At 51.6% G+C, this 13,848-nt stretch carries 16 protein-coding genes and 1 other annotated feature; of the genes, 8 read left to right on the plus strand and 8 right to left on the minus strand.

Going from position 1 to position 13,848, the window contains the following annotated elements:
• Nucleotides 1–73: 73 nt before the first annotated feature.
• Entirely contained in the window at nt 74–394 is a 321-nt protein-coding gene (locus NV375_RS03645; RefSeq protein WP_258807006.1) for a 2Fe-2S iron-sulfur cluster-binding protein, read from the plus strand.
• Here the strand turns inward: NV375_RS03645 and NV375_RS03650 are convergent.
• Genes NV375_RS03650 through NV375_RS03680 form a run of 7 tightly spaced genes read right to left on the minus strand, consistent with a single transcriptional unit; the run spans nt 391 to nt 5,461 of the window.
• Nucleotides 391–1,530, minus strand: coding sequence for an ATP-NAD kinase family protein (locus NV375_RS03650; protein ID WP_258807007.1), 1,140 nt, complete (start codon nt 1,528–1,530; stop codon nt 391–393). The two genes, NV375_RS03645 and NV375_RS03650, sit on opposite strands and share 4 nt — an antisense overlap.
• Nucleotides 1,527–2,090 (minus strand): elongation factor P hydroxylase, encoded by a 564-nt coding sequence (locus tag NV375_RS03655; RefSeq protein WP_309491680.1) that lies wholly within the window; start codon nt 2,088–2,090, stop codon nt 1,527–1,529. Before NV375_RS03655 ends, NV375_RS03650 begins: the two co-directional genes overlap by 4 nt.
• A gap of 14 nt (nt 2,091–2,104) precedes the next feature.
• Nucleotides 2,105–3,178 (minus strand): chorismate synthase, encoded by a 1,074-nt coding sequence (gene aroC / locus NV375_RS03660; protein WP_258807008.1) that lies wholly within the window; start codon nt 3,176–3,178, stop codon nt 2,105–2,107.
• Nucleotides 3,179–3,200: 22 nt separating this feature from the next.
• Nucleotides 3,201–4,115 carry a 50S ribosomal protein L3 N(5)-glutamine methyltransferase gene (prmB, locus tag NV375_RS03665; protein WP_258807009.1) on the minus strand — a complete coding sequence of 305 codons (915 nt, stop codon included), beginning with the start codon at nt 4,113–4,115 and terminating at the stop codon, nt 3,201–3,203.
• Between the two features lie 30 nt (nt 4,116–4,145).
• Entirely contained in the window at nt 4,146–4,667 is a 522-nt protein-coding gene (gene sixA, locus NV375_RS03670) for a phosphohistidine phosphatase SixA (RefSeq protein WP_258807010.1), read from the minus strand.
• A complete protein-coding gene (locus tag NV375_RS03675; protein ID WP_258807011.1) occupies nt 4,664–5,023 on the minus strand; it encodes an RnfH family protein in 360 nt (119 codons plus the stop codon). Before NV375_RS03675 ends, sixA begins: the two co-directional genes overlap by 4 nt.
• Nucleotides 5,024–5,461: a type II toxin-antitoxin system RatA family toxin gene (locus NV375_RS03680; RefSeq protein ID WP_126770666.1), complete on the minus strand. Its 438-nt coding sequence runs from the start codon at nt 5,459–5,461 to the stop codon at nt 5,024–5,026.
• Between the two features lie 136 nt (nt 5,462–5,597).
• Between NV375_RS03680 and smpB the strand changes: the two genes are divergently transcribed.
• The 7 genes from smpB to trpA all read left to right on the plus strand — a co-directional run bounded on the left by smpB (nt 5,598) and on the right by trpA (nt 12,991).
• Nucleotides 5,598–6,077 carry an SsrA-binding protein SmpB gene (gene smpB, locus NV375_RS03685; protein ID WP_126770668.1) on the plus strand — a complete coding sequence of 160 codons (480 nt, stop codon included), beginning with the start codon at nt 5,598–5,600 and terminating at the stop codon, nt 6,075–6,077.
• A gap of 139 nt (nt 6,078–6,216) precedes the next feature.
• Nucleotides 6,217–6,313, plus strand: a sequence feature (Trp leader region).
• A 79-nt stretch (nt 6,314–6,392) separates the two neighbouring features.
• Nucleotides 6,393–7,955 carry an anthranilate synthase component 1 gene (locus NV375_RS03690; RefSeq protein WP_405035613.1) on the plus strand — a complete coding sequence of 521 codons (1,563 nt, stop codon included), beginning with the start codon at nt 6,393–6,395 and terminating at the stop codon, nt 7,953–7,955.
• Nucleotides 7,952–8,563, plus strand: coding sequence for an aminodeoxychorismate/anthranilate synthase component II (locus NV375_RS03695; protein ID WP_258807013.1), 612 nt, complete (start codon nt 7,952–7,954; stop codon nt 8,561–8,563). Before NV375_RS03690 ends, NV375_RS03695 begins: the two co-directional genes overlap by 4 nt.
• Nucleotides 8,563–9,567 carry an anthranilate phosphoribosyltransferase gene (gene trpD, locus NV375_RS03700; protein WP_258807014.1) on the plus strand — a complete coding sequence of 335 codons (1,005 nt, stop codon included), beginning with the start codon at nt 8,563–8,565 and terminating at the stop codon, nt 9,565–9,567. Before NV375_RS03695 ends, trpD begins: the two co-directional genes overlap by 1 nt.
• Complete coding sequence (gene trpCF, locus NV375_RS03705) at nt 9,560–10,948, plus strand: bifunctional indole-3-glycerol-phosphate synthase TrpC/phosphoribosylanthranilate isomerase TrpF (protein WP_258807015.1); 1,389 nt, start codon at nt 9,560–9,562, stop codon at nt 10,946–10,948. The genes trpD and trpCF overlap by 8 nt, the downstream gene beginning before the upstream one ends.
• Nucleotides 10,941–12,158, plus strand: a complete 1,218-nt coding sequence (gene trpB, locus NV375_RS03710) for a tryptophan synthase subunit beta (protein ID WP_258240225.1) — start codon at nt 10,941–10,943, stop codon at nt 12,156–12,158. Before trpCF ends, trpB begins: the two co-directional genes overlap by 8 nt.
• Nucleotides 12,155–12,991, plus strand: coding sequence for a tryptophan synthase subunit alpha (gene trpA, locus NV375_RS03715; RefSeq protein WP_258807016.1), 837 nt, complete (start codon nt 12,155–12,157; stop codon nt 12,989–12,991). Before trpB ends, trpA begins: the two co-directional genes overlap by 4 nt.
• Here the strand turns inward: trpA and NV375_RS03720 are convergent.
• Nucleotides 12,918–13,844: a TIGR01777 family oxidoreductase gene (locus NV375_RS03720; RefSeq protein ID WP_258807017.1), complete on the minus strand. Its 927-nt coding sequence runs from the start codon at nt 13,842–13,844 to the stop codon at nt 12,918–12,920. The two genes, trpA and NV375_RS03720, sit on opposite strands and share 74 nt — an antisense overlap.
• Between the last annotated feature and the right edge of the window lie 4 nt (nt 13,845–13,848).

A 13,848-nucleotide genomic window follows, 5' to 3' on the forward strand; every position in this document is an offset into this window, starting at 1 on the left:
CAAAATTGCTCGGTCTATCTCTTTTAGAATTGTGTTAGAATCGCCGCAAAATGATCGGCAGCAAGGAGTTTTCATGCCTAAAGTAATTTATATTGATGCCAATGGTGGCGAATTTGAAGCAGATGTACCCGTAGGTCAAAACCTTATGGAAGGTGCGGTAGATAACATGATCGATGGCATTCTTGGCGAATGCGGTGGCGTCATGTCGTGTGCCACCTGTCATGTGTACGTACCCACGGAATGGCAAGACAAAATTCCGCCCGCGTCAGAGCGCGAAGAAGATATGCTCGACATGGCTGTCGAACCGCAAGATAACAGCCGGTTAAGCTGCCAAATCGAAATGACCGAAGAGCTTGATGGTATTACCGTTTACATGCCGCGCTCGCAATTCTAAGGCGCATCGATCTGCATAAAAACTTCGTCATGATAACCGGTGGTGACACGGATCAAACCGCAGAGCTGTTCATCAACCTCAGCATCACCGGTGTCAACCAACAACGGCTTGCCGTTTAACTGTTGTAATTTTGCTTTCGTCGCCACCACCCAAATTGCTTCTTTGCCTTCGGCTTGCAGTAGCTGTGCCAGTAGTGCTGCACTAAGTTGCTGATTACCACGGCCAAAAATATGGCCTTGCCCGCCAATAACCGTTACCACCAAGCGCGCGGGTTGCTGTTCAGTAACCACCCATTGTTCAAGCTGACGAGCGGTAACATCGCTAGCCACGAGTTCACCATTTTTAATCACATCAACACCTAACAAGGTGTTTGCTAGACCTAGTTCGTCCATCACCGCAGCCACCGTCGACCCGGAGCCCATGATGTAAAGTACGTCATCTTCCATACGCTCAATGACATCGGCAGCAATGTCGGCAAGAACGAGTTCATCGCTCTCTTTGCCGCCCATTTTTACCGCCTGCACATAGCGCAATTCTTCCGGTACCAACATTTCCCCATAGCGCTTAGCGCGCACTGTGCCAGAACGAAATGCCGTTTCATCGATGTCCATCACGTCAGCATGAGTCACGGTGGTCAGGTGCCCTTGCAGAATCTGCACCACGACTTTGCCCGCCGCCCGCGGACTTACCGCGTACACGCCAGAATGTATTTTCACGCCAGCGGGAATACCTAGTACTGGCTGTTCACTTGGCACTACCGCATAAACGTCGCGAGCCGTACCATCGCCGCCAGCAAATAGCAGTAAATCGACGCCGCTCTCGACTAACGCCTGCGTGAGCGCTTTGGTGTCGTCAGCAGTACTTGGTTCGTGGCCGTGGAAGATCACCTCACAGGGTATCCCAGCCAGCTTACAACTGTCCTCGCCTAGACCATTGGCCCCAGTGAAAATACGACAATCAACTTTGCCGTTGACCAGTTCCTTTAAGGCTTGAGCTGCGCGTTTCGATGCTTTGGGTTCAGCTCCCATCGCGCGCGCTCGTGCCGCCGTCTCGGCACCATCACTGCCTTTGAGCGCAACACTACCGCCAAGTCCGGCAGCAGGATTAACCACCAAGCCCAAGCGAAATTCAGTCATGCTACCCCCTGCAGCTCATCAATGTCTTTGCGTTCCGCTCGCAGCTCAGCGAGTTGCGGCCAGGGTTGACCATAATGCTCGGCGAGTAGGCGAGCAAAACGCTCCGCACGTGCGGGTAATCCGCTGACCAAGTAATCACATAGTTGGTCATGCACCGCTTGGGTGAACGCTTCACGATCCACGTCACACCCACCAAGATTATCAACGCTCACTTGAAAAGGTACGCCAGCGCAACGCGAGAATAGCCATTCAAGGGCTTGCGGCTTGCGTTCCACTTTTTCAAATTGCGCTTGTTGTGAAGCATCGCGGCCATCGGGTTCGTACCAGTAGCCATAATCTTCCAGTTGGCGGCGTTGCGCGCCAGCGATACACCAGTGGGCAATCTCATGCAGCGCTGAAGCAAAAAATCCGTGGGCAAATATAATTTGGTGATCTTCGGTTGCGTTTGCTGCAGGCCGATACCATGGCTCATCGTCACCGGCGACTAGTACGGTACGATAATCTTGATAGAAACAACGATGAAAAAGCTCGATAAGCGTCGAATAATGTCTACTACTCATAATCCTTTCGCTGCTTACTTGCCGTTTTGCGCACGTTGACGTAGCCAATGGTCAACAATGACGAGTGCCGCCATCGCTTCTACGATCGGAACGCCACGAATGCCGACACAGGGGTCGTGACGACCGCGCGTGACTACTGTTTGCGGCTGATTGAAGCGGTCGATGGTCTGCCCCGGCTTGGTGATACTTGAAGTCGGCTTAAACGCCACTTCGGCAATGACGGTCTGCCCACTGCTAATGCCACCAAGCACACCGCCAGCGTGATTACTTAAAAAGCCGTCGGGGCTGATTTCATCACGATGCTCACTCCCGAGTTGACCAGCTGCGGCAAAACCATCGCCGATACTTACGGCCTTCACCGCATTGATACTCATCAGTGCTTTTGCTAAATCAGCATCAAAGCGATCAAACACCGGCTCACCTAAACCTGCAGGGACTCCGGTCACTTCCAATCGCACCCTGGCACCCACCGAATCACCTTGCTTGAGCAAGTCTTTCAGGTACTCACCGGCGGCTTCAGCAACTGTTGCACTCGGCATAAACAAAGGATTTTCATGCACCTGCTGCCAGGCAAAATCAACGCTATCACGAGCAATACTGTGCGGACCAATTTGCATAACGCCAGCGAAAAATTCGATACCAAACTGTTCTTTTAACAGTTTTCGAGCAATAGCTCCGGCTGCTACGCGCATTGCGGTTTCGCGAGCAGATGAACGTCCCCCCCCGCGATAGTCACGGAAACCGTACTTTTTGTCATAAGTAAAGTCGGCATGGCCGGGCCGGTAAAGGTCCTTGATAGCCGAATAATCTTTACTACGTTGGTCGGTGTTTTCGATCATCAAGCCAATCGGCGTGCCGGTGGTGCGGCCTTCGAATACGCCTGACAAAATACGTACTTGGTCGGCCTCACGGCGGGCTGTAGTGTAACGACTTTGGCCCGGTTTACGACGATCGAGCTCATACTGTAAATCAGCTTCACTCAACTCCAGCCCCGGCGGGCAGCCGTCAATGATTGCGCCCAGTGCTGGGCCATGACTCTCACCAAAGGTAGTGACTCGAAAAAGTTCACCAAAACTATTACCGGGCATAGAAGATCCTAAGTGCTAAAGGTTAAAAACTGGCTTGATGCTCCAGCAATTCTTGTCTTGTCAGTAAGAATACGCCATCACCACCGCGTTCGAAAGACAACCAAGTAAATGGTACTTCTGGATACAACTCCATCATGTGAACCATCGAGTTACCAACTTCACAAATCAGAATGCCGTGCTCGGTAAGATGGTCTGGTGCTTCACGCAAAATGGTACGAACCAAGTCAAGACCATCCTCACCGGCGGCAAGGCCTAACTCAGGTTCATGATGAAATTCTGCCGGTAAGTCAGCCATGTCTTCTGCATCCACATAAGGTGGATTGGTCACAATCAAGTCGTAGCGTTGGTCGGGTACCGCACTGTAAAGATCAGAAACCATTGGGAACACCCGATGCTCTAACTGATGGGCCGCAATATTCTCTTCCGCAACCGTCAGCGCATCAGCTGAAATATCTAACGCATCCACTTCAGCATCAGGGAAAGCATAAGCACACGCGATCGCAATACACGCACTGCCCGTGCACAGATCAAGTATGTGCTGAGGCGGTTGACTTAACCAAGGCTGGAATTCATTTTCAATCAGTTCAGCAATCGGCGAGCGCGGGATCAATACCCGTTCATCAACTTTGAACGGCAGCCCTGCAAACCAAGCTTCACCGATCAAATATGCCGCTGGTTTACGCGCTTCAATCCGTTGCTGAAGCAATTGTAAAAACTGCGCGCGCTCTGCCTGCGTCATCGTCGCACGACGAAAAGCATCCAATTGCGCAAGGTCAAGATGGAGAACATGTGCCAATAGCACCTGGGTCTCGGTATCGGCATTATCGGTACCATGCCCAAAGAATACCTCAGCACTGTGCAGGCACGTTATCCCCCAGCGCCAGAAGTCTTCAATAGTGGTTAAATGTTCAGTAGTGGTTTCAGCAAACTGCGTCAACGTGGTTCTCCACTCGGATAAAGAAATAAATTAGGCAGGCTCGGCAACCGCCATACGTTCAAATGTACCTTGCATAGCATCAGCGTTAAGCGTGAGTTCAGCGATACCCGCCGTTGGAAACAAGATGGGCTCCATGCGCGCATCGAGCTCAGCGACCAAATAACTTACAAATGGCATGTGTGAAACTAGGGCAACATGATGTGTTCCGTGTCCGCGGCGTTGCAGTTGCACAAAGAGCCAATCGGCAAACTGCTGCGCATTACCTTCCGGCGTAATATCGGCACAATCAAGTTGCTCCGCTACTTTCACCTGCTGCGTCAGAATCGCGGCAGTTTGTCGAGCTCGAACATAGGGGCTAACTAATAGCCAATCGAGTTTTTCAACGCCCTGCTCGGCAAGACATTGTTGCAACCATTGCGAATTCATGACCACTTCTTGTTCACCGTACGGGCTTAGTGGTCGAATGGCATCGCCTTGCAGCGCTTGCGCGGGCATCGCCTCACCATGGCGCATAATGTACAACTTCACTTGCTTAAAGCTTTGCTGTTTCACTCTACATCACCATCGGTATTCTCAACGCGGCGACGACGTCCACCGGTGACGGGGTCGGCCCGACCATCATCCTTCGCTTGTTCAGCACGTTTGCGCCGAATTGCTTTGGGATCAGCGATCAAAGGCCGATAGATTTCGATACGGTCGCCGTCGCGTGGTTCATGTTCCAACTTGACCGCCTTACTCCAAATACCGACTTTTTGCTCGTTTAGATCGATTTCAGGAAAGTAACGGGTAATTTGTGACTGCGAAATACAATCCGCCACAGATGTTCCTTTGCGGACCCGCAACGGAATGATCTGCTGCCGCTCCGGAGTAGCATAAGCAACTTCGATCTGGATCTGGTCTTGGCTCATTTAGGGAGTCCCGTAAACCTGTTCCGCACGCTTTACAAAAGCATCCACCATGCGGCTTTGTAATTCATTGAAGATATTACCAAATGCTAAACCAAGCAAGCGATTGGCAAATTCAAACTCGAGTTCCAAAATAATCTTGCAAGCATTTTCATCCAAGGGTTGGAAACGCCAACCACCACGCAAATAACGAAACGGCCCATCGACTAATTCCATACCAATGCGGTGCGGTGGCTCAAGTGTATTACGGGTAGTAAACGATTTCCCGACCCCAGCTTTACTAATATCTAAACGGGCGACTTTCGTTTGCTCAGCCTGCTCCAGAACTTGCGCCGAACGACAGCCAGGCACAAACTGCGGATAACTTTCAATATCATTGACCAACGCATACATCTGTTCATCGCTATAGGGCACTAATGCGCTTCGTTCAATGCTGGGCATACCGATTCCTTGCCTTCCGTTAAAATGCCCGCATGATACCGTAATTTCAGGGTGTGATCATCCATTCTCAATTGTCCTATGGGTTTCTCTGCAGAAACGAATTTTCTTTTACTATTGGATGCGTATAATAGCCGCCATGAGCAAAGCAAAATCCCCCGCAAATTCAGGAACTATCGCGCTTAATAAAAAAGCGCGCCATGAGTATTTCCTGGAAGATAAATTCGAAGCTGGTATTGCCTTACAAGGCTGGGAAGTCAAAAGCATCCGCGCCGGCAAGGTGAATATCGCTGACACATACGTCATCGTCAAAGACGGTGAAGCTTACCTATTGGGTGCGCAAATTCAGCCTTTACTGTCAGCATCTTCGCATGTGGTCTGTGACCCAGAGCGTACACGTAAGCTGCTGTTGAAAAAGCGCGAGTTAGACAAGTTGATCGGTGCTAGTGAACGTGAAGGCTATGCCATTGTCGCTACCGCCATGTATTGGAAGCGTCATTTAGTGAAGCTTGAAATCTATCTGGCCAAGGGTAAAAAATCACACGACAAGCGCGACACCATCAAAGAGCGGGATTGGCAACGACAAAAATCTCGCATCTTGAAACATAGCGTACGTTGATTTTTTTACTTTGGACGGGTTGACAGCCTGCCGTTGTCCCCGTAAATTAGCTTCGAAAGTTATTAGACAACTTCTTTTTTGGATTAAATTGAGTAACGTGATGAACACCTTTGTACCAGCGCAAGCTACACAATCAGCACAGTGGTGGTGGCATTTCCCGAACTAGCGGGCGATGCATCTGTGCGTGTTTACACGTCGATTCATGAGAAACCCGCTGCATCAGCGGGTTTTTTATTGCCCGCGCAGTCATTAAACAACGACAAGGGCAAAAAAGTGCATTTTGAAAATCAACTAGGCTACTACCAGACGTTGCACATGCAACTTCCGTACAGCGCAACAACGCAGCAACTGTTTGCGACCTTGTGTGGCCATAAGCCGCACACATTGCTGCTTGATTCAGCCGAAATTCAGTCGCGCCAACACCTTAAAAGTCTGTTAATGACACAAGCGTCACTGCAAATCACCTGTCGTGCACAACAGGTCACCTTGCGCGCATTAACAGCCAACGGTGCCCAATTATTACCCTTCATGGCGCAACAACTTGCACCCTATGCCAAGTGCACTGGCGATAGCGATAGCCTGCAGTGTGATTTCAATACTGTAACTAATCAGGATATCGACGAGGTGCAACGCCTGCGGCAAGCATCAACAGAACACGTATTACGTATTTTGCAACAACAGCTCAAGCCGTTGGCGGCGAGTCACGAACATGACTTTGCGCTGTTTATCGGTGGCGTGTTTGGCTATGACTATATTGCCAGTATGGAAGATTTACCTGAGGTTCCTACTGGTGCAAATAGCTGCCCAGATTATCAGTTTTACCTTGCCGAAAGCTTGGTTGTGCTCGATCACCAAGCACAAACAACAGAATTGCTTGCAACCCTTCTCAGTGGTCCGGAATCGGCCAATTATTACCCGCGAATTGCGGCGCAACTTGGCGCAATTGCAGCACACTGCCAACTACCGGCATTGCCGGCGGCCAACCACGTGACGACCGCGCCCAAGAACGTTTCGGTGAGCGCCTCACCAAGCCGCGAAACATACGCCAGCTGGGTGCAGGAACTGCAAGAGCACATTGCCGATGGGGATATTTTTCAGGTGGTTCCGTCACGTCAGTTCAGCTTAGCCTGTCCCGATAGTTTGGCGGCCTACCAACAGCTAAAAGCAAGCAACCCGTCGCCGTACATGTTCTACCTGCAAAGCGACGACTTTGTGTTATTCGGCGCATCACCGGAGTCTGCGCTCAAGTACACCGCGCAGACGAATCAAGTTGAGCTTTACCCTATTGCCGGGACGCGGCCGCGGGGGAAAAACAACGATGGCAGTATTAATCCAGACTTGGACAGCCGTTTGGAACTTGAACTTCGCTGTGATCAAAAAGAGTTAGCCGAACACCTCATGCTGGTCGACTTAGCGCGCAACGATCTCGCACGCATCGCTCAACCGGGTACGCGCTACGTTGCTGACCTGTTGCAAGTCGATCGCTATTCGCATGTTATGCACTTGGTCTCACGGGTGGTCGCGCAATTGGATGATGAGCTTGATGCGCTCCATGCCTACCGTGCTTGTATGAACATGGGCACCTTGGTGGGTGCACCGAAAGTAAGTGCTGCTCGGCTCATTCGCCACTACGAACAGCAGCGCCGCGGTAGCTATGGCGGCGCTGTTGGCTACCTTAATGGTCGCGGTGATATGGATACCTGTATTGTTATTCGTTCCGCCTTTGTTAAGGACGGAGTGGCTCACGTCCAGGCTGGCGCAGGCGTCGTCGCTGACTCGGTCGCGGAAGCGGAAATCGCCGAAACAGAAAATAAGGCGCGCGCTGTGATCGCCGCTATCCAAGCAACGTACTCAAGTGAAACGGAGACGCAGGCATGAGCACGGCACGCATTATTTTAATCGATAATATTGATTCCTTTAGCTACAACTTGGTCGACGAATTGCGTCAACTTGGCTACCCGCTAAAGGTCTATCGCAATACGGTTTCGCTAAAAACCATTCAAACTGAACTTGAACGTTTCGCGGGGCCGCAACTTATTTGTTTGTCACCGGGGCCGGGCCATCCGCGCCAAGCAGGCAACTTAATGGACGTCATTGACTATGCTCGTGGACGTTATCCACTGCTCGGTATCTGCTTAGGTTTTCAAGCGTTGCTCGAGACTTATGGCGCAAAAGTGCAACGGTGCGGCGAAACCTTACATGGCAAGAGCTCTGCTATCCGCTGTCAGTCCCATGCCGTTTTTGCTGAGTTACCCAATCCTCTGGTGGTCGCTCGTTATCACAGCCTTGCGGGTTATGACTTACCCGACGAAATTGAAGTTCTCGCAGACGTCGAGGCCGCCGGACAAGTCATTCCTATGGCAGCCTATTTCCCGAGCCACCATGCGGTCGGCTTTCAATTTCACCCAGAATCTATCTTAACTGGGCGCGGCACACAGTTGCTCGCGCAAAGTGTCAACTATCTACTTACCACGGAGCCGCAGTAATGGAAGTCATCAAACAACTACTCGCTGGTGAGAGCCTCTCACTTGAGGTAACCGAGCAACTCTTTGATCGACTCGTCAAAGGTGAACTCAACGAAATTCAAATCACCGCTCTACTTACCGCCATGAAGATGCGCGGTGAACAGCCGCAAGAAATGGCCGGCGCAGCCTTGGCTTTGCGCCGTGCGGCAAAGTCTTTTAAACGACCGGAGCGCTTAATTGTGGATAGCTGCGGCACTGGTGGTGATGGCAGTAACACCATTAATATCTCGACGACCGCAGCACTCGTCGCTGCGAGCATGGGGTTGACCGTCGCTAAACATGGTAATCGCAGTGTATCGTCGCGGTCCGGTTCAGCCGATGTGCTTGAGAGCTTAGGTTTGTCAGTTACCCAAGATCCGGAAATCGCAGCTGAACAACTTGATCGCTTTAATTTTTGTTTTCTGTTTGCACCGCATTACCACCCCGGCATTCGTTACGCTATGCCCGTGCGCCAAACATTGAAAACCCGAACGCTATTTAATCTGCTTGGCCCACTGGTGAATCCGGCCAGTCCTGACGTACAACAGTTGGGAGTGTATGACCCAGCATGGTTACGCCCACTTGCAGAAACCCTGCGCTTATTAGGATGTCAGCGAGCGATGGTCGTACATGGTTCGGGCCTTGATGAAATCGCTTTACACGGCACCACACAAGTGGTCGAATTACGCGATAATGAACTGCATGAATACCAACTTAGTCCTGCGGACTTTGGCGTTGCACAAGCGCCAGTAAGCGCGTTACGTGGCGGCGACGCCGATTTTAATGCCGCCGCCCTGATCAAAGTTCTCTCCGGCGAGGCGCCGGTAGCTCAACGTGATGCGGTTGCCATTAGTACCGCCGGTTTACTTTACTTAGCCGGCCACTATGCAACTTTACAAGCAGCCACCCAAGCGGTCATTGCCCACCTGGCAAGTGGTAAAGCCATGCAACACTTGCAGCAGTTACAGGAGTTTAATCGTGGCTAAAAGTATTTTAGACACCATTGTTACGCGCCGTCGCGAGCGTCTTGTTGAACTTGCGCAGCACTACTCTGAAGCTGCCTTACGGGCAACCTTGCGTCCGAGCACGCGAAGCCTTGCTACCGCTTTGGCCAAGCCGCGCAGCAGCTTTATTCTAGAGTGTAAAAAGGCATCACCGTCGAAAGGGTTGATTCGCGAGCAGTTTCATCCAGTCCAAATTGCCCAGACGTACGTGCGTTACGCCGATGCAATTTCGGTACTCACCGAGCCCGACTTTTTCCAAGGTGACTTCGCCTATTTAAGTGCGGTAAGCGCTAGTGTTGACGTGCCCGTTTTATGTAAAGACTTCATTATTGAGCCCTTGCAAGTCTTGCTTGCTCGCCATTTTGGTGCCGACGCTATTTTGCTCATGCTATCGATCCTCGACAACGAACAGTATCGACAACTCGCAAACTTAGCAGCTGAACTGCAACTCGACGTGCTTACTGAAGTAAGCAATGAAGAAGAGATGGCCCGGGCGAAACAGCTTGGTGCTACCATCATCGGCATCAATAACCGAAACCTGCATGATCTTAGTGTTGATCCGCAGCGTAGCAAAACACTGAGTAAGTTGGCGCCGCAAAATGCCTTACTCGTGGCCGAGTCAGGCTATGCCAACAACGAACAAGTACGGGACAGCGCGCCTTTTGTCGACGGCTTTTTAATCGGAAGTGCGCTAACCGCACAAGCCAATATCGATCAGGCCTGCCGCGAGTTGGTGTACGGTAAGCACAAAGTTTGTGGGCTCAGCAAACCACAAGATGCAATGGTCGTGCGCGCAGCGGGCGCAGCCTATGGTGGACTCATTTTCGTTCCCTCATCGCCGCGTGCGGTAACCGTTTCGCAAGCAGCGGAACTTATCGCTACCGAACCGCAATTAGCATGGGTAGGAGTGTTTGCCGATCAACCACTGGACGACATCGTGGCGAGCGCCAAGGAGCTGCAACTTCATGCGGTGCAACTCCACGGCCATGAAGATGTTGATTATGTGGCGCAATTACGTCAGGCGCTGCCCGCAACAGTGGAGATTTGGCGCGCGTTATCAGTTGCCCAACCGTTTCAACTGCCAGCGATTGGAGCTGACTTCTATTTGCTTGATAACGTTAGTGGTGGCAGCGGACAACAGTTTGATTGGGAGTTATTAAGTGAGCTCACCGAGGACGAGCGGCAACGCTGCATTCTCGCTGGCGGTTTAGGGCCTGCAAACTTGGTTGCGGCGCAAACGACCGGGCTGACACGATTTGATTTTAATTCACGCCTTGAACGCAGCAAAGGCGACAAAGATGCAGGTTTAATTCTGCAGCTCTTTCAACACATTCGACAGTATGGGAAAACAAACCATGAGTGATAACCCAGCGTACTTTGGCGAATTTGGTGGCCAGTTTGTGCCAGAAATTCTTTTGCCGGCGCTCGACCAACTCGAGCAGGCTTTTAACGATGCTCAGCAAGATCCTGAGTTTCAAAAAGAGTTCAGTGATTTACTAAAGAACTACCTAGGCCGACCAACGCCTGTATCGTTGTGTCGCAACCTTCCGGTGGATAGCCCCAACGGCACGAAAATCTACCTTAAGCGCGAAGACTTGTTGCACGGCGGCGCCCACAAAACCAATCAGGTACTTGGCCAAGCGTTACTGGCGAAACGTATGGGCAAGCATCGCATTATTGCAGAAACTGGCGCTGGCCAGCACGGTACCGCGACCGCCTTAGCCTGCGCCCTGCTCGACTTAGACTGCACCATCTACATGGGCAAAAAAGACGTCGAACGCCAGCAACCGAACGTCTTTCGGATGGAGCTGATGGGGGCCAAAGTGGTTCCCGTCGATACCGGTAGCGGCACACTCAAAGATGCTGTCAACGAAGCCTTACGTGATTGGACTGCAAGTTACCACGATACTCACTACCTGCTCGGCACCGCGGCCGGTCCACATCCATTCCCTACCATCGTGCGTGAATTTCATCGCATGATTGGTGCCGAAGCCAAGCGGCAGATCCTTGAACAAGCCGGGCGCTTGCCTGACGAAGTCATTGCTTGCGTCGGTGGCGGCTCCAATGCGATTGGCATGTTCGCCGATTTCATTGATGAAAAAGACGTCGCCCTTGTCGGCGTTGAGCCTGCCGGGAAAGGCGTGAAAACGGCTCATCACGGCGCAACCCTAACGGCTGGCAAGCCAGGCATTTTACATGGCTGTAAGTCATTTCTCATGCAAACCGACGAAGGCCAGATTGAAGAAAGCTACTCCGTTTCTGCCGGGTTAGATTACCCAGGCGTCGGGCCACAACACGCTTATTTACTGAGTATTGGCCGCGCACGCTATGAATCCGTCACTGACGATGAGGCGCTAGAAGCCTTTAAACTACTCGCTGAGAAAGAAGGGATTATTCCGGCGCTCGAGTCGGCCCATGCGCTTGCCTACGCCATCCGTCGCGCGCAAGAACCCGATGCACCCGAAATACTATTACTGAATCTGTCGGGGCGTGGTGACAAAGATATTGACCATGTACGTCGCATATTTGCGGCGCAAGCCGAAGCTGAAAAGGGAACGGAGGACCGCTCATGAGCCGCTATAAAGCCATGTTCAATAAACTCGAAGCTGCCGATCAAGGCGCTTTCGTTCCTTTTGTAACGCTGGGTGACCCTAACCCAGAACAAAGTCTTGCTATCATCGATGCTTTGGTTGCTGGCGGTGCTGATGCACTTGAGTTGGGCTTTCCCTTTTCCGACCCCGTTGCTGATGGCCCTACCATCCAAAAAGCCGCGATTCGTGCACTAAGCGCGGGAACCAAAATTGCGGACTGCTTTGCCATGTTGAGCAAAATACGTAGCCGACATCCGGACATTCCGGTCGGTTTGCTCGTCTACGCGAATCTAGTGGCAAGTTCAGGGCTCGAGCGCTTTTACCAACGTTGTGCTGAGGCTGGTGTCGACTCGGTTTTGATAGCTGATGTGCCGGCCCGTGAAAGTGCTCATTTTATCGCTGCCGCCAAAGCGAGCGGCATTGAACCCATTTTTATTGCGCCGCCAGACGCTAACGCCGAACGCTTACAGCGCATTGCGGAACTCAGTGAAGGCTATGTGTATTTGTTAAGTCGCGCTGGGGTCACTGGCGCCGAGACCGGTATGCAGCGCCCTGCTACAGCGGTCATTGATGCCCTGAAAGAGGCCAATAGCGCCCCGCCTTTGCTTGGTTTTGGTATTGCCAAACCGGAACATGTCAAGGCTGCCTTAGCAGCAGGTGCGGCGGGTGCCATCAGCGGCTCAGCTGTGGTGAACATTATTGCCGAACATCTAGATAACCCGCAGCGGATGACCAGTGCACTTACGAGCTTTGTGGCCGAGATGAAGGCGGCAACAAACAATCGCGCAGCGCTACTGCAGGGCTCGGATAGTTAAATTCAAAGCCAGCTTGCTGTAACCTGGCCGGCACGACTCGCTGGCCAGTCAGCAGCATTTGCGACATTTCACCCAACAGCAACTTGAGCACCCAAGCGGGCACTCGCATAAAATGCGATTTGCGTAAAACCTTCGCAATCGTCGCACTAAATTCTTCCTGCGGTACGGGCTCTGGTGCAGTGGCATTGTAAATACCGTGGCAACTGTCTTGCTCAAGCAAAAACTCAAGCAGTCGCGCCATGTCTTGCAAATGAATCCACGAAAAGTACTGTTTGCCTGAGCCCAACGGCCCACCAAGGCCTAACAAATAAGGCGGAAGCATTTTTTGTAAGGCACTTCCCTCACTTGCTAAGACCACCCCAGTACGCACAATACACACGCGCGTTTTTTCCGATTGCGCAGCTAAGGCAAGGCGTTCCCATTCGGCACAAAGTTGCTGGGCAAAATCCTCAGGACGCTCGACCACCTCATCCTCGGTCATCGTTTGGCTACCTTGGTCACCGTAATAACCAATCGCAGAACCACTGATCAACACTTGCGGCGGCGTATCACTTTGTTGAATGAGTTCAGTAAGCTGACGCGTTATCCCCCAGCGACTTTGTTGAATACGTAGTTTTTGTCGCTCACTCCAACGTTTGTCAGCAATACCCTCGCCCTGCAAGTTAATCACACCGTAGAAATCACCAATGTTTTGCACTTCATCTAAACTCGCTAACGCATGCACTCCTTTACCGAAACGTTCGATCGCACGCTTCGGTTTGCGGCTTAACACCGTGATGCTATAGCGCTCACGAAGCCGCTTGACGAGTTCTGTGCCAATCAAGCCGGTACCACCGGTGATTAAAAGTTTCATGCAA

Origin of the sequence: Pseudidiomarina sp. CB1, from assembly GCF_024752025.1 — a bacterium.
Taxonomy (GTDB): Bacteria; Pseudomonadota; Gammaproteobacteria; order Enterobacterales; family Alteromonadaceae; genus Pseudidiomarina.